This window comes from Methylobacter sp. (genome assembly GCF_030680395.1).
Lineage (GTDB): Bacteria > Pseudomonadota > Gammaproteobacteria > Methylococcales > Methylomonadaceae > Methylobacter_A.
The window spans coordinates 92,633-108,077 of sequence record NZ_JAUXVR010000006.1; the positions used below are offsets into that span (position 1 = coordinate 92,633).

The 15,445-nt window shown below is 45.7% G+C and carries 14 protein-coding genes and 2 tRNA genes; 3 read left to right on the forward strand and 13 right to left on the reverse strand.

What is annotated here, in order from left to right; genetic code table 11:
- Positions 1-400 precede the first annotated feature (400 nt).
- Together Q8L79_RS01740 and Q8L79_RS01745 are read right to left on the reverse strand one after the other, a co-directional pair.
- A tRNA-Asn gene (locus Q8L79_RS01740) sits at positions 401-476 on the reverse strand.
- A gap of 17 nt (positions 477-493) precedes the next feature.
- Positions 494-570 (reverse strand) — tRNA-Arg (locus Q8L79_RS01745).
- A 525-nt stretch (positions 571-1,095) separates the two neighbouring features.
- On the opposite strand from Q8L79_RS01745, the gene Q8L79_RS01750 reads away from it, so the two are divergent.
- Positions 1,096-2,442, forward strand: coding sequence for a histidine kinase (locus Q8L79_RS01750; RefSeq protein ID WP_305267484.1), 1,347 nt, complete (start codon positions 1,096-1,098; stop codon positions 2,440-2,442).
- Complete coding sequence (locus Q8L79_RS01755) at positions 2,439-3,083, forward strand: response regulator transcription factor (RefSeq protein ID WP_305267486.1); 645 nt, start codon at positions 2,439-2,441, stop codon at positions 3,081-3,083. Before Q8L79_RS01750 ends, Q8L79_RS01755 begins: the two co-directional genes overlap by 4 nt.
- An 83-nt stretch (positions 3,084-3,166) precedes the next feature.
- Here Q8L79_RS01755 and Q8L79_RS01760 read toward each other — a convergent pair whose 3' ends face one another.
- From Q8L79_RS01760 to Q8L79_RS01785, 6 genes are all read right to left on the reverse strand, one after another.
- A complete protein-coding gene (locus tag Q8L79_RS01760; protein WP_305267487.1) occupies positions 3,167-3,688 on the reverse strand; it encodes a hypothetical protein in 522 nt (173 codons plus the stop codon).
- Between the two features lie 177 nt (positions 3,689-3,865).
- Positions 3,866-4,162 carry a hypothetical protein gene (locus Q8L79_RS01765; RefSeq protein ID WP_305267489.1) on the reverse strand — a complete coding sequence of 99 codons (297 nt, stop codon included), beginning with the start codon at positions 4,160-4,162 and terminating at the stop codon, positions 3,866-3,868.
- A 488-nt stretch (positions 4,163-4,650) separates the two neighbouring features.
- Positions 4,651-7,041 (reverse strand): methyl-accepting chemotaxis protein, encoded by a 2,391-nt coding sequence (locus tag Q8L79_RS01770; protein ID WP_305267491.1) that lies wholly within the window; start codon positions 7,039-7,041, stop codon positions 4,651-4,653.
- A gap of 85 nt (positions 7,042-7,126) precedes the next feature.
- Positions 7,127-8,923, reverse strand: a complete 1,797-nt coding sequence (locus tag Q8L79_RS01775) for a bifunctional diguanylate cyclase/phosphodiesterase (protein ID WP_305267493.1) — start codon at positions 8,921-8,923, stop codon at positions 7,127-7,129.
- Positions 8,924-9,387: 464 nt separating this feature from the next.
- Positions 9,388-10,116, reverse strand: a complete 729-nt coding sequence (locus Q8L79_RS01780) for an EF-hand domain-containing protein (protein WP_305267495.1) — start codon at positions 10,114-10,116, stop codon at positions 9,388-9,390.
- Positions 10,117-10,494: 378 nt separating this feature from the next.
- A complete protein-coding gene (locus tag Q8L79_RS01785; RefSeq protein ID WP_305267497.1) occupies positions 10,495-11,016 on the reverse strand; it encodes a DUF421 domain-containing protein in 522 nt (173 codons plus the stop codon).
- A 444-nt stretch (positions 11,017-11,460) separates the two neighbouring features.
- Here Q8L79_RS01785 and Q8L79_RS01790 point away from each other — a divergent pair, with 444 nt between their 5' ends.
- A complete protein-coding gene (locus tag Q8L79_RS01790) occupies positions 11,461-11,913 on the forward strand; it encodes a hypothetical protein (RefSeq protein WP_305267499.1) in 453 nt (150 codons plus the stop codon).
- Between the two features lie 80 nt (positions 11,914-11,993).
- Here Q8L79_RS01790 and Q8L79_RS01795 read toward each other — a convergent pair whose 3' ends face one another.
- From Q8L79_RS01795 to Q8L79_RS01815, 5 genes are all read right to left on the reverse strand, one after another.
- On the reverse strand, positions 11,994-12,845 hold the full coding sequence (locus tag Q8L79_RS01795; RefSeq protein WP_305267501.1) for a GNAT family N-acetyltransferase: 852 nt from the start codon (positions 12,843-12,845) through the stop codon (positions 11,994-11,996).
- A gap of 297 nt (positions 12,846-13,142) precedes the next feature.
- On the reverse strand, positions 13,143-13,676 hold the full coding sequence (locus Q8L79_RS01800; RefSeq protein WP_305267503.1) for a copper resistance protein NlpE: 534 nt from the start codon (positions 13,674-13,676) through the stop codon (positions 13,143-13,145).
- A gap of 139 nt (positions 13,677-13,815) precedes the next feature.
- Positions 13,816-14,094, reverse strand: a complete 279-nt coding sequence (locus tag Q8L79_RS01805) for a hypothetical protein (protein WP_305267506.1) — start codon at positions 14,092-14,094, stop codon at positions 13,816-13,818.
- A 205-nt stretch (positions 14,095-14,299) separates the two neighbouring features.
- A complete protein-coding gene (locus tag Q8L79_RS01810; RefSeq protein ID WP_305267508.1) occupies positions 14,300-14,557 on the reverse strand; it encodes a hypothetical protein in 258 nt (85 codons plus the stop codon).
- A 97-nt stretch (positions 14,558-14,654) separates the two neighbouring features.
- Positions 14,655-15,239, reverse strand: a complete 585-nt coding sequence (locus Q8L79_RS01815; protein WP_305267510.1) for a transposase — start codon at positions 15,237-15,239, stop codon at positions 14,655-14,657.
- Between the last annotated feature and the right edge of the window lie 206 nt (positions 15,240-15,445).

Here is a 15,445-nt window from a genome sequence, read left to right on the forward strand (position 1 = left end):
AAGTAGAGAAACGTGGCTTGTTAAAAAAAGCATAAAGGCAACTGCTGGGATAATGGTGTCTCAGAAATCTTCTTTCATATGCTGAAAACAGAATAGGTTCATCATCAGCGCTATCAAACCAGAGCCAAGGCTAAACAGGATCTATTTGAGTAGTTCGAGGTGTTTTATAATCGTGAGCCGTTTCATTCCGCCAATACCTATTTGTCGTCAGTGGACTACGAAATGCAGCTAAAATCCGCCTAACTTGAAGTGTTAACACATCATAAGCGCGCATTTTGTCGATACAATACTTAAGAGTAATTTTGAGAATGGCTTTTGGAGTAGACCGTTTGAAAGTGACCACTGAAAAACAGCATGCATAAAAAAAGCCCTACATTTACATGTAAGGCTTTTATTTACTTGGCTCCCCCGGACGGGCTCGAACCGCCGACCTAATGATTAACAGTCATCCGCTCTACCGACTGAGCTACAGGGGAATAATCTTTGTTCAGTATGGTGCGCCTGGAGAGATTCGAACTCCCGACCGCTCGGTTCGTAGCCGAGTACTCTATCCAGCTGAGCTACAGGCGCCGTACTGAGACGCTTATTATGCTTTTTACTCCCCATCCTGTCAACTGTAAATTTACTCAATTTCTAAATATTTGGATGAAAGGATATTTTGGCTATTCGTTTTTGCGTTCAGCACTCAATAGGAGCCCCAAAGTCTTTAGAAAAGGCTTAAATATTGAAAACTTCTCAGAACGGTATTGAGTCATGCTTCCGGTGCGAATTGGCAGTTTCGGAAGAATCGGACATGAAGAATCAGGCTTGATAGTTTTGTTAAGCCGGCGTTAACGACGTATCTGAATAGCATACAACGAGGGTGCCGCTTATTTTGGTAGCTCTTTCAGTGCTGGCGATAACTGCCCTTACCGTAAGCCATCATTGCTACTCAAACATAGCGAGATGGCATAATTAACTGATTTTTAATAAACAATTTCGATATTACAGAAAAAAAGAATTTTTCCTATAGCGAATAATGCTGCGCGAATGAATAATGGTCTGTTTTTTCGTACCATCAGCCCGATGTTGCAGTGATCCGAGTTTTCAAAACCTATGAGTCTGCGTTACCAAATCAACATACGAATTTTGATCTCTTCCCTATGTGCCCTGATGCTGGGCGGATCGATAGCCATCTGGCAGGCACGCGATGCGGTAAATAAAGAAGTCGAGTCATCCATCAATCTGGCTGTACAGTTAATAACATTCGGTTTTTCACAAGCCTCACAAACTCCGTTTAATGAAACCGATTGGTTGCCGAAGTTTAATTCACTGAATCAAACCCGACATTTAAGTATTCAACTCAAAGAACCCTCAGGGCAAATAATTAGTTTTGCCCACAAAAATCAACAAACCAATAATGACGAAAAACCGCCGCAATGGTTTATTAATCGGGTTGCAGTTCACTATCCCAAAGTTGAACATCAAATCACCAGCTTCAACGGCGAACAAATCACCCTGATTATTCAGGCCAACCCACTAGATGAAATCACTGAAGTCTGGCAAGAGAGCATTGCCTTTTTTAGCTCGCTTTTTATGTTGACACTATTTACATTTTTGGCTGTCAATCTGGCTTTTAACAAAGCGCTTAAATCCATTGCCGTCATTGTTAACGCGCTAAAAGTCATTGAAACCGGACGGTATCAGCAAAAGCTACCCAACTTTTCCATTCAGGAATATGACAATATCGCCAAAGCCATCAACCATATGACCGGTGAACTCGATAAAAGCCAACAGGAAAACCGGGCACTAACCCAGCACACCCTGGAAATACAGGAAGACGAACGACAACGACTCTCGCAGGAATTGCATGATGAACTGGGGCAATCGCTGACCGCAATTAAAGTCATGGCAGTAACTGCCGGGCGTTCCCAAGCGGGAGCTGTGGGAACGAGGGCGGATATTAAACAAGCGACCGACTCCATTATTAATGTCTGTGACCACTTAATGACCGTAGTGCGTTCCATGATGCATCAACTGCACCCCTTGGTATTAACCGAACTCGGACTGAAAGCAACCATGGAGGACCTGCTAAACCACTGGTCGATCAGAAACCCGGAGTTAAAGCTCACCATCACCTGCCCTGACGAAGTCGACTATCTGGAGCAAAAAATCACCATTCAAATATTTAGAGTCGTGCAGGAATGCTTAACCAATATTGTTCGTCATGCACAAGCGAAACAAGCCGCCATCAGCCTGGAAATCGAGCATCAGGCCAAAACAGGAACAGCGTTACGCCTACAGGTAACCGACGACGGACAAGGTTGCGCTGTCGACAAAATCAAAACCGGTTTTGGATTATTGGGTATGAGAGAACGAATCAACAGTTTGGGCGGCGAACTCATTATACAGACCCGGCCGCACCAGGGCATGAGCATCATTGCGACTATTCCACTGCCATGAAAGACAAGATAAAAGTCATTCTGGTTGACGACCATGCCGTAGTGCGCGCCGGTTTCCGGATGCTGCTATCGACCGAAGCCGATATTGACGTCATCGCCGAAGCCGAACGGGGCGAAGCGGCCTGCCAGCTGTACCTGGAACAACAACCGGATGTGATGGTGCTGGACTTATCCATGCCCGGCATCGGCGGACTGGAAAGCATACGCCGCATTTGCAACCGCGACAGTAACGCCAAGATACTGGTATTTAGCGTTCATGATGAAATGGTTTATGTCGATAGAGCCATGAATGCCGGCGCAAAAGGCTATATCACCAAAAACAGCGCTCCCGGCATTCTGGTAACAGCGATACAGAAAATAGCCGGGGGTGAGATTTATATCGAACAGGGCTTGATGAAAAACATGCCCCTGCAAAATAGCGAGACCGACTACCAAACCATTGTCGATACCCTGTCCCCCAGAGAGTTTGACGTATTCCTGCTGCTGGCAAAAGGTTTAACCGCCCATAAAATCGCCGACGAACTTTGTCTGGGCTATAAAACCGTCGCCAACTACGGCACGCAAATAAGAAGCAAACTTAAAGTCTCAACTGTCGCCGAGCTGGCACATATTGCGATAGTTCTGGGAATAATGAAGAATTGAGCAATTAGGTAGATAGGCATCGCGTTATGCGGCTGCCGCCCAAAACCTAACTATTGCGACCGAAGGGCTTCATCAAATATCCCTTAATGCCAACCGCCGTATTGCGTGGTCGGATCACCCCGCCAGCCGGTTGTGGTCTTGTTGGCATCGGGCGTGTGTATGGTGTCTGCCGCCGCGCGGGTCATATTGGCATGCGTATAACCGCCCATCGCTTTTGCAGCTCTAGCTATCGACGTCGTTGATGGATTAATCTCATATTTCGTAATCGTGTCATGAATGACTGCGGTGACTAATTTCTCCGTGCCCGACTCGGAAGCAAAGGTCAACAGAATGGGTAAAATGGTATTGGCTGGAACTTCGACGCTGTAATGGCCGCTGTCTACAGTCGCACGGGTAATTAAACGACCGCTTTCATCGCTCACTTCCACCGTGCCGGTTTTAATCACGCCTTTGTCATTGCTGACCACGCCTTCCAAAACAGTCGCTTGGGCATATTTTTTTACCGCGGTTTGGCTCGCTTTTGCCGTTTTTTTCTCTTGCTCGCAACCGGTAATTGCAAAACTGCTCAAGGCCAGCATTGCCGTAAATAAAATTGTGCGCTTCATAAATCCTCCTACTAATTCATAGTGTTGTCGCTACAAAGTATACTGGATTATGGCGCTCAAGCCATCCTTGGTAAAACGAACATCTTGGCATGACATCTACCGATAGCCCTACTTAAGGTTTGATGTTTGCCTGAAATCCGAGCCTTGCTTTAATGTAAGACCCGGATTCTTATGGATTCAAACGGGCTTCCAATTTCTTGCCTGGAAACCAGCCGGAACTGATACTTCAGGCAGAGTCAGACGCCGTACTTTAGCTATGGACAAGTGATTGCTATTAATAGAAGGAGCATTGCCGGCTGCAAATAGCGACTCACCGCTATTTGTATCGATGGTCTTGCCTTTGATTGAGTGGTAGTAGTTAGACAGTTCCGTATAAAAATAATCACTCTCACCGTAACCCTCTGGAAATAGTGGGCAGGTGGCCTCATGCCATGATGCGTAGAATTCTTTTTGGATAAAATTGAGTAGATTCATTTTTTATTCTCCTGGAGAAACCATGTAAAAAAACGTAAATTTTCGTTTAAACGGTGTTTTTGGTTTTCAGATACAGATTAAAACTTATCTATATAACAACGGCATGAATATTTGTTGACGATTTCATGACAACGTAAGACACTTCTAAAAAATAGCCGATTCGGGTCGCATTTATATTCATAAACCGCTGAATCTCATACTGCCGCGATTCATTTTAGGAATGCCTGTTGTATTTAAAGCAAATATTGCGCCCAAATAACCAATAAAATAATTTTTAATATTTATACAATAATTACAATTGGTTACAGTATTCGCTATTGAGTCAAGCTTGTTTGATTACCTACATTCGACCCATACAAGCAATTCATTCTTGTGCATGCACTCTTTACCTTGCACCAACAAGACTCTTTTGTTAGTTTTCTATTGCCATTAACAATACGATAAAGTTTCGTTAATGCGCTTGTGAGATTGAGATTATCGATCCTTCCTTAAAACTCCTTCCAGTTACCGGCTTCAGTGGTTAGCAATGGACTCTTGTTATATTTGCTTGTAGGTATTGTCGAACCAGGGACAGAATGGCAAGTGCTGACTGAGCTGTCATCCACCTTAAAACTGCTCACTGTGACCACCAGGTTTTGCACCTGCTCTTCCAGCGATTCCGCCGCTGCCGCGGCTTGCTCTACTAACGCGGCATTTTGCTGGGTTACATCGTCCATTTGAGCGATAGCTTGATTAACCTGTTCTATGCCGGAACTTTGTTCAGAGGAGGCGGCGGTGATTTCGGCCATCATATCGGTAACGCCGCGGATGGAGGCGACAATTTCTTCCATCGTCAGCCCTGCCTGAGTTACCAGCTTACTGCCGTCTGAAACCTTATCTACCGAATCGCTAATCAGGTCTTTAATTTCTCCGGCAGCCGTTGCCGCGCGTTGCGCAAGGTTGCGCACCTCTACGGCCACCACGGCAAAGCCACGGCCTTGCTCTCCGGCGCGGGCGGCTTCTACCGCAGCGTTAAGAGCAAGTATATTGGTCTGGAAAGCGATGTCGTCAATCACCGAGATAATGTCCCCGATTTTTCTTGACGATTTGTTGATATCATCCATGGTCATCACGACCTGCCCAACTACCTCAACGCCTCTGCCCGCGATGTTGGATGCATCAACGGCGAGCTGGTTGGCCTGTTGGGCGTTTTTGGCATTATGCTGCACGGCGGAAGTCAGCTCTTCCATGCTGGCGGCGGTTTGTTCCAGGCTGGCGGCCTGCTGTTCGGTGCGGTGTGACAGGTCATTATTGCCTGAAGCGATTTCTTTAGTTCCGATGTTAATGCCGTCAATGGCATCCTTGATTTGGCTGATAATAGCTTTAAGTTTTTCTACCGTGGTATTGGAGTCATCCTTGAGTTGCCCAAAGATGCCGGAATAGTCATTGCTGATGGTTTCCGTGAGGTCGCCACGGGACAATGCATTGAGCACGCGCACGACTTCATTGAGGCTGGTTTCGCTGATTTGCATAAGCTGGTTGATATCGACTCCCAGGTGACGCAAAAAACCTTCCTTGCCTTCCAGATCGAAACGCATACTGAAGTCGCCTCCGGCAGCGGCTTCCACAATGATGGCGACTTCATTCTCAGCCATTACCTCGTCGGTGCGATCGTGCCATTCGGCCACGGTACCCAATCGTTGGCCTTGCTCATTAATTACCGGACTGGCGATCACTATCATCGAGCGGCTACCCACCATCATGGCGGCCTCATAGCTGCCGGTTAAAGAGGTGAGCATTTTTGCCTGATGCGATGGGTTTTCATGAAAATCATCCATGTTGGCGCCGATCAGGTTATTAATCGAGCGTATTGACAATTGGCGGCCGATTTCCATTTCGGCCTTGTCGAGTATATTGATCACTTCCTGATTAGCGTAAATGATATTGCGGTCATTATCGGCAATCATGACGCCGGTGCTGACATTGTCCAGCGCAATCTTGACGCGCAGGGTTTCGTCAGCCGCTTTGCGTTCTGCCGTTATGCGTTCCAGTAATTGTTGTTGCATATGCTTCATGCCATATAACAAACTGCTGGTATCGTTCTCATTAACCTGAATACTCCGAGTCAAATTACCTTCGGCGATTTCCATGGCAATCCCTTTCGCAAAGAAAGGATCAATGCCCAACCGCTTGTCTAGATAGCGTGTTAAGTAGACGGCAATGCCTAGCCCCAGACTGATGCCGATCGAAGATATGGACAGCATGATCATTGACGCACGCTTGGTTGATTCGGTGATGGCATGGGCGTTATTTTTTGCGTCGTTCACCCCCTGGTTTTTAATCCGATTCAGTTGTGTCCGTAAGTTTTTCGCCAATTTATTGAAATCTTTCATGACCAGATTGCCGGCCTCGACGCCCTCGGCAGCATAAACCGTAGTCATGCGCTTGCCTTCGCTGTAATACCAGTCAAAGCCGGTTTCAAGCGCTGTCAATTCTGTCATTTTTACTACCGACGAAGCGACGTTATCCAGCGTTGCAACGCGGCCGTTCTTAATAGCCGCTAATTCTGTGGTGATTTTTGCCGCGTCTTCCCCGGCCAGGCGCTCGCGGAACTGTGCGATGCCGTGTTTAAAGTCTTCGGCAGCCCGCTCCGCATCCTGAAAGCTGTCAGGATCCCGGCTGATTGAAGCTTGAGTAAGAAGTTGCTGTACTTGTACGGTGTAAACCGCCATTCGCTCTGCCAGCAGCGCATTGGGCAGGAAAGTATCATCCACTTTCGCCACGTCGCGCTGAGTCTGAGAAAAATTAACCAAACCTATCGCAACAATGCCTGTCATCAAACTGATGACGGCGAGAAAACCGAACATTATGCGGGCTTTGAAGCTTATATAACCAAACATTTTAAGAGCCTTTTTAGATATTACTTACCGGTTTCCACGCTGTTCTGTGGAAATAAGAAGAAATGGGGTATCTGCCTGTTAACGGTTAATTAACCGCGTGCAGCTTTGCGACTGATCTATAAGTAAAAGGTTGAAGGTTTTCCTGACTTTTTGCCGCTATTCGATGGTTAATAAACAAACTGTTGCCTTCAGTCTTTTTGGCCTGCTTTTTTGCTTCGGATGCTAAATCGGCTATATCGACATGCGATTGACACTGACTGGTTGAAACCGCGTCTACCAAACCGACTGACAGACTTATCAAAGGAAAAAAACATGTTTCTCCCGCTCTGTTTTCAGTATGAATACCGCCTGTTTTTATATCTTCATCTTTGTAATAGCCTGGAACGGCTTTTTTAAAGTCGCTCAAAATATTTTCACAGCACTTCAACCAGTCATTGCCGGTAAAAATCACTATAAAATCATCTCCGCCGATGTGACCAACCAGACCGCTCTCTACGGGAATGTGCTGAGTCAGTGTATTGGCAACTGCTTTAATAATATCGTCGCCCGCACTGTAACCATAAACGTCATTAAAAGGTTTGAAGTGATCCAGATCGAAATAGCCGAAACTGAAAGCTGCTTTGGCTGCCAATAATTGGTCGATCTGATCATTGATCGGAACACTACCCGGCAACAGGGTAAGAGGATTAGCGTGTTTGGCATTGTGAATTTGCTGACGGGTGATTTCTTCGAGCAATTTCAGTATCGTTCCTATACCTGTATATTCCCCGTCATTGGTAATAATAAAAGCCTGATCATTTCGCATGGTCGATGTCAGCTGCTTGCTGACTAATTCTATCGCTGTGTTTTGATCAAAACTTAACGGCGTTTTGTCTACGAACATTTTTATAGGTTTCTTTCCATATAACTCAATACCATAGCGACTTGAAAACAGCTTGAATAGAAAGTGGTCGCGAAAAACAATCCCTGAAGCCACATTGTTATCAACCAAAGGCAAAATGGTTAAGTCACTGTCATGATGGAACAAATTCATGACGTCGCTGATAGCGGTCTCTGATGAAACAGGGCTTATAAATTTAACGATATGAGCTGCTTTCGTCGCGTTAAATTGATTGGGTTGAGTGCTGAAAATAAATAATGACTTATCGACTGTCTCTAAAGGAATAGCCGTTGGCCGGGCAAAGTAATAGCCTTGCGCATGAGTAATGCCAAGTTGCTCCACGGCTTTAAATTCATCTTCTGTTTCGATGCCTTCCGCTATAACATTGCAATTGAGTGAGCTTGCAATATTTTGAATGGAGCGAACAAAATTAAGTTTGATGGGGTCGTTATGGATGCCTTGTATAAAATGCATGTCTATTTTTACGTATTCAGGCTGCAATTCCGACCAGAGCCTTAATCCTGAATAGCCTGCACCCAGGTCATCAATTGCTATTTCAAACCCCATCTTTCTGTAGTGAATGATCGCTTCGCGCATTAATTGAAAATCATCAGTGGGTTGATGTTCTGTTAACTCGATAACGACAGAACGGGGGTCAACACCAAATTGATCCAGAAGCTTAAGCGTTTCTCCTTTTTTAAAGTCCGGTTGCAACAGTACCGAAGGACTTACGTTAATAAACAGCTTCTCTTTAACATTCAGGCTCGCGTAGCGTTTTATAGTGATTTCCCGACAGATGTATTCGAGTTTTGTGCTTAACTCAAAACGCTCAGCCGTATCGAACAAATTGAACGGACTGTGCAGCGGACTATCGGATGGTCCGCGAATTAAGGCTTCGTAGCCCATTATTTGCTTTTTATATAAAGAAACAATCGGCTGAAAATGGGGCGTTAATTGCTTGCCATTGAGAATTCTTGTTAGTTCATCGTATAAGATTGACATGTAATATTCCGACTACCCGTATAAGTATTCCGACCAGAATATGACAATCTTGTTACAGCAATGTGACAGGTTTATTATGGTAATGTGACAGCCAGGACGCGCCGGCACTGCGTTGGACTATCGACTGATACTTAAGCCCGGTAACTGATCGCCAGTGTCTCCGCGCTGTTTACGGGCTTTTTGAATTGGGGCGCAACATGATATAAGGCAAGAATCGGGGAAGGTCTGTCCACTTTTGATGCTGCTTGTTTTGGACCATCGATTTAAGGCGTAAAACCACAAAGACACTAATAATTGCAAAGCTCGGAACATAATGAAAAATTCAGGTAAAGGCTTTGCGTTCTTCGTATCTTCGTGGTTTTAGTTGATGCGCGAGTGGGTATCAACTTCACTTGTACCCCATAATATTCGCGCTATTTAACAACTGCAGCTATTCAGAATTTTTTTTCTCCTAACTCCGATCATTAGATTTCTCCTTCCCGTGAAGTTTCCATTTCCAGGTTTGCGAACTCATGCTGTTCCAGCCTGCCATCTTTTCCGGCATCGATCTTGTCAAAGACTCGCAGCAATTCAGGGAAATTTTGCAATTCATCTTTAGTCACATAATGATCGCCATTGACATCAATTTCAGTAAATGAGGGAATCGTTGGCGAAGGAAATTCCCCAGTCCCTGTTTCAGGTCTTTGTACAGGAAGTTTATGTTCACTTGCTGCTGAATCTTCAGTCTTCGGTGCGTTGGATTGCTCAGTACTTTGGCCGGCAGGGGCTTGGCTAGCCTCCCCGCCCTTTTCGCCTGGGCTTGTTGTGGCTTGTTCAGCTTTTTTTGCTTCAGTCTCACTCGCCCCTGACGATTGCTTAGGGGCTTGGCTAGCCTCTCCACCCTTTTCGCTTGGGCTTGTTGTGGCTTGTTCAGCTTTTTTTACTTCAGTCTCACTCGCCCCTGACGATTGCTTAGGGGTTTGGCTACCGGTTCCCGTCGCACTTGACGGGCCTTGATAAGGAACATATCGATAATACAAATCGGCATCTTCAGTTCCGGCCCTTACCGATTTAGATGCAAAACCAAGGCTGATACTTATAATAACCAGCCAAAGGGGTAAACTGAAAATTTTAAAAAAATTTAAGTTTGTCTGATCTAACGGGTTAACTTTTATGACGTCAGATATTTCATAAATGTTTTTTTTGATTTTCATAATGGTTTCCTTATATTTGGATGGTTATAAAGATCAGCTTTATTGTGAAAATAGTTCAGCGCTAATATCTGGTTGCTTGACTGCCTATTTAATGTAATTAAACGTCCATAGTTTGCGGATGTTAATGATGGCATGCGATTATCGATAAGATAGAAAACGACATCGTGGCCACGTTCAACTGAGTTCGACTTAAGCACGAATCCAGAAAATAGCGGATTCAAGCTGGACTAATAATATAGAGGAAAAGTGTTTTAAGTCGGTGCGGTACCACACAATCGCTGGAATACTGCGCGCCAACCAACCCACACTGCCGATGATACATGGCTCGTACAACGGGCCAGGCTCTGGTTGACATCAACAGCCCGCCGCAGTTAACTTTCAACCATTCTTTTTTTCTACCTTTTGATGATGTTTTTTCTCGTTTTCAACGACGCTTATCTGTCCATCGCTTTCCATGAAGGCCTCTTTCACTTTTGAAATATCGGAGATTCCTTGTTTACGCAGTTGCCCTATCAAATCCTCGTCGGTTATTAATTCCTTTCTCATGTTTCTGCGCAATAACTGACCGTTTTTTATCAGAAGAAGCGGCGGCGATTCAATAAGACGCTGGAATCCAGGAGATTTATAACTCAACCAATCAAGCGCGAAATCCCAAAAAATAATCGTAGCGACCAGCGCTATGCCATTGGGAAGAGACTTGTAATCTCCAGCCATGCCATTCTGTGAAGCATCGGCAAGAAGAGTGATCAGAAGCAAATCGCTTATCCCGAGTGTTCCGGACTGTCGTTTAAGAATGATACGTAACAGAATGAAGAGCGAAAGATACATTATCGATCCGCGTAATACGATCTCGATTAAAGGAATATCAGGTAAAAAAATAGCTTTCCAATCAATATTCATAAAGCACCTCCTTTAAGATGATCTATATGATGCCCCTTATCTCTTGCATAAAAAATCCCATCCTAAACGCAAGACATTGCCTCATTCAATTAAGCGCAGCTGCCAAACTGAATGCCGGGACTTACTATTTCCTTCTGACTGCTGAGCTATAGCCAACGGCAGATTATGTTCGATTGATCCATTATTGCCGAGATAACAAAAGGCCGGCTATGTTTTTATGCTGCATCATATCCGCTCTTTGATTATTGATTAGGCTATAGCCGGTTTTTACGGAAATTCATGATTAACTCCGATAAACCCAGAGTCAACCGACAAGCTATTTGATAGAAGATGCGACATTCCGGAGCAGGAGAGTTTGGCAACCTTTTTTGATTGTGCTTAAATGACGCCAAAACAAAGAACGACTAGATTTGAAAATTCACTACATAACTTATAAGGATAAATATGAGCTTCAAAACCGGTTTAATAAAAATGGCAATAAAATGCACACCCAATTTTATGGTTATATGGGTGGCGAATATAGTGCTGAAGGGCATTGCAGAATTAAAGGATTTTAGTTTTGACCTAGAACCGCGAACAGCATACGTTCAAATTCAGCTTGTCGGTGAAGTTGAGACGATTGATGTCTGGGTGGAGGATTTTGCCATCATTAACAATGACGGAGCCTACCAATTAATCATTCAGAAAGCGGAATCGAACCGGATATGGTTGAGCAATATACTGGCCCGTATCACTGGAAAGGCCTGGAGCATTCCTGAAATACCTCAATTAGCGCCCCATCTTGAGCTTATCTCCGAACTGTTCAAAGCCGAAAGCCAGGAACAGGCGACTCCTGAACAGGAAGTACCTAAACTGGAAGCTCCCAAACAAGAAGATACGGAACACGAAGAAAATTAAGGCTTCCAGTTCCACGATTTCCGGGCTACTCGCTGAATATAAAGGGCATTTACGTAATGCCCAAGCCCAACGAATTCCGATCATCCAAGCTCAAAAGTGGTCACGCCGAATAGCCGGTTTATCGGCAAATCGGGGCTTTGCCCTGTATACATGCGAGCCGTCTCGAACGAGACAGTCATATTATGCCGATTGACCAAATCGACTGCTGCCGCATTCACTGCCGGTATATCCAGAAAAACAGGCGCACCTTCCAGAGCATGTGAGTTTAAAGCCAGGAAAAGCTGTTCAGCATACTCCGGGCTGTCTGCAAACAACGGCCCCACCTTGTATCCGGAGCGGCAGACGCGCAGAACCCCATAACCGGCCAGCTTGTTGTTGCGCAAAATGCCTAATGCCGTACTTTGCGGCTGATTGATCCAGCACCTCAAGAACTCCCTGCGATTGTCAGGAAAAAAAGGCTGGTCGTATGCGCAAATATCATCAAATGCCAGCATGGGCAACGGTACGATGCCGGAATCAGCCGGATAATGCCCGCCGCCGACCCCCTGATACCGGACATTGCTATAGGCTAACGTAAACCCCGACTTCTTGTAATTATCCTGTTGGGCGACTACACCATCAAGACCGATGGTGCGACCGCTAAGTAATGCCATCGCGGCATTCCATATCTGAATACCGTAGCCCTTGCCGCGATACTCCGGCTTAACCATGTAAAACCCGAGAAAGCCAAACGAATTGCCGTATTTCACGACTGAAATCGTTGCAATGGGCTCATCGCCAAGCAACCCGACAAGAAAACCGTTTGGATCGGCAGCGTAAAAGCAATCCGTATCGTACAACCCAGGATTCCAGCCTTCTTCGGCTGCCCAGTCGATCGCGATATTGACTTCTTGCCGGGTCATCGTTCTTATTGTGTAGCCACTTTTTTGCATGATTTTCCTTGCTCGCTGTGATCGCCACTGTAAAAAATATTATTCCCCAGGAACGCAACACAGCCGGAAATTCGACATGGTTCAGCCCATTCAATCGAGTACTCAGTCAATTCTATTTTGACGGGTAAAAGTAAATCCGTTCGTACTGAGCCTGTCGAAGGATGAGCGGATTTACGCTGAGCTAAACAAGTTTTACACGACATAACAAGACTGACTGCGCACCAGCTTTAATGGAACAAATCCGAATGCATGATAGTAGGTGATGCATGGAAACGAGAAAACCGGAGCATATCAATCCTAGTGAATATGTACCTCACGTGACTTTACCGTATCGCTTCTGCGTAAAGTATAGCTATCTGCGTCGCCCGCGATCCTAGATCCATCACTGTTAAGCTGAATGAGCGTCCCTTCATCCTCAATATAATATTGCCGTGTGGTGGGTTCGTTACGCGGTGTTAAAATAACGATATGCTTTTCATCATTCCAGCCGTATTTTCCTTTTTCATAAAACTCCTTTGAAGATTCTTTTGCCGGCTGAGTCACCAACAGATAATTGTTGTTTTGTTTTAAAGACAGCGTCGCTTTAATCCCATTGCAATCGTTGCAAGGGAGATAACCGTAAAAAACACCATGAAACTCCAGAGCCTTATCTACGGGGGTTAGATGGGCTGCGTGATCTGTTTTTTGCCGATTGCTCATCACACGCGCTCTAAGCAATTTTTCTTGAGCTGCTTGGTCTGTTTCTGCGATTGCAGGGTGTAAAGCCAACAGCAGAATGCTGAAAAAAATCAAAGTCAGATTTTGTTTTAATTGTTTTTTTAATGTTTGCATATAAATACCTCTTTTTTAATGCGTAATTCACGTTCAATGTTTGCCGAACGACCTGAACGGTCACGAAAATGCATAATACAAGACTTGGTGCTTTTTGGCGCGAAAAAAGGCGCGATGCGCCCTCTACCCGACTTGTCAATCATTCCGAAACAGTGGATAAATCAGCAATATTGCCGCACCAATCGTCCGGCAGAATGCCATCGGCAACATAGCGATGAAAAGTTGAATGCGGCCAATCGCCAACCCGTTGCACATAGCCATGTTTGAGCGGGTTCACATGAATATAGTCAATATGTTGGGCATAATCTCGTTCGGTAACAATGGTATGTTCCCAATAACGGCGTTGCCACAAATCCGTCTGGAACGAATTTGGATGCGTAGCACCCGCAGGGCAGCTGCCATGGATGGCGGCTGTCAAATGCCCCGTTCGGCGCGCCGTTGCCGTGTCGCCGACAGGCGTTCGATGGGCGGTAAACCTTTGGAGAAAAGTAATTTAATCAGACGCCAACGCATCGGAAAATCATCCGTATCTGGAGGCAATGTCCAGATGCTCGGCAACTGCTAAGTTACATGGATGTAATGAATGCAGAAAATGCAGGAGCATTTTTCTGCCCTGCGTTGCTCTACCTCCTGCATAACCCACAGGGATGTGGGGAATGCAGAGAAATGACGGGATCATTTCCTGTCCATGCAGTCGAATGCATGTGATCGGGCAACACCACCCAGGCATCAATATGGAATGGATGCAAGCGGCGCATCCGGCGTACCGAGTCGCGCAGTAAGTCAATATGATCGGTTAGTAAGGTACGTTGCCGTTCCAACAGGCTAACGGTGAAAAAATAACAACCGCCCGCCACAAAGTTGCGTCGATAGTTGGGCATACCCGCTCCGCATCAGCATGATAAAAAGGTAAATCGTAGCATGGTAGGGCGGTTTCGCTTCAGCAAACCGCCAATCAACGCACAACGCCGATGACAGTCAGTCGAAGTTGCGGTGGATTGCCTCGCGGCGAATCCACCCTACAAATATCCACCTTACAGCGTTAGCGCGAATCCGCCTTACAGCGTTATACACGCCACGTTTTACCCAGCGGTGGAAAGTCGAATAGGGCCAATAGCGAGGACTTTCTACCAAGCCATGTTTTACAGGATTGTAATGGATGTAATCAAAATGCCGTTGGTAGTCTGTTTCATCGCGCAAGGTATGTTCTGTATAGTAACGTTGCCAGACACCTCGCCGACGATGGGCAATGCGGGATGACGAGCGGGATTGTTCCGCGCCGCCCAGCGTGAGCCAGGATTGAGTGAAATGTTTTTTAATCGCGCCCCAGCGCTTTGGATAAGCGGCGTCACCGGGCGGCAATGTCCAGATGGCGTGCATGTGGTCATGCAGCATCACCATCGCATCCACCTGAAACGGCGGCCAACGTTGAAAGCAGTCCTGAAAAGCCGCGCGTAATAAATCCCTGGCAAGATCGTTCCCCAAAATCTTTGCCCGCCGTTCAGTCACCACAGTGAAGAAATAAGAGCCGCCAGGAACAAAACACCGCCGGTAATTCGACATAATTCAGCCCACCCAATGTAGTTTTAGACAAACCCAAATACAGGATAATCGAGACATCTGTAGGGGGCGCATCGCGCCCCATTTACAAATAACAAAATGCCCCGGTTATTTTAATCATTTCAACGGACAAGCCATTTTGGAAATCAAAATCCCCAGTGCGATTGGGCTCCGAAATGGGGCGCGATGCGCCCCCTACCCGGCTTAGA

Excerpts from the sequence above, each read along its gene's own strand:
- Q8L79_RS01750 (WP_305267484.1), top strand. The coding sequence starts at position 1,096 with ATGAGTCTGCGTTACCAAATCAACATACGAATTTTGATCTCTTCCCTA.
- Q8L79_RS01755 (WP_305267486.1), top strand. The coding sequence starts at position 2,439 with ATGAAAGACAAGATAAAAGTCATTCTGGTTGACGACCATGCCGTAGTG.
- Q8L79_RS01760 (WP_305267487.1), bottom strand. The coding sequence starts at position 3,688 with ATGAAGCGCACAATTTTATTTACGGCAATGCTGGCCTTGAGCAGTTTT.
- Q8L79_RS01765 (WP_305267489.1), bottom strand. The coding sequence starts at position 4,162 with ATGAATCTACTCAATTTTATCCAAAAAGAATTCTACGCATCATGGCAT.
- Q8L79_RS01770 (WP_305267491.1), bottom strand. The coding sequence starts at position 7,041 with ATGTTTGGTTATATAAGCTTCAAAGCCCGCATAATGTTCGGTTTTCTC.
- Q8L79_RS01775 (WP_305267493.1), bottom strand. The coding sequence starts at position 8,923 with ATGTCAATCTTATACGATGAACTAACAAGAATTCTCAATGGCAAGCAA.
- Q8L79_RS01780 (WP_305267495.1), bottom strand. The coding sequence starts at position 10,116 with ATGAAAATCAAAAAAAACATTTATGAAATATCTGACGTCATAAAAGTT.
- Q8L79_RS01785 (WP_305267497.1), bottom strand. The coding sequence starts at position 11,016 with ATGAATATTGATTGGAAAGCTATTTTTTTACCTGATATTCCTTTAATC.
- Q8L79_RS01790 (WP_305267499.1), top strand. The coding sequence starts at position 11,461 with ATGAGCTTCAAAACCGGTTTAATAAAAATGGCAATAAAATGCACACCC.
- Q8L79_RS01795 (WP_305267501.1), bottom strand. The coding sequence starts at position 12,845 with ATGCAAAAAAGTGGCTACACAATAAGAACGATGACCCGGCAAGAAGTC.
- Q8L79_RS01800 (WP_305267503.1), bottom strand. The coding sequence starts at position 13,676 with ATGCAAACATTAAAAAAACAATTAAAACAAAATCTGACTTTGATTTTT.
- Q8L79_RS01810 (WP_305267508.1), bottom strand. The coding sequence starts at position 14,557 with ATGCCCAACTATCGACGCAACTTTGTGGCGGGCGGTTGTTATTTTTTC.
- Q8L79_RS01815 (WP_305267510.1), bottom strand. The coding sequence starts at position 15,239 with ATGTCGAATTACCGGCGGTGTTTTGTTCCTGGCGGCTCTTATTTCTTC.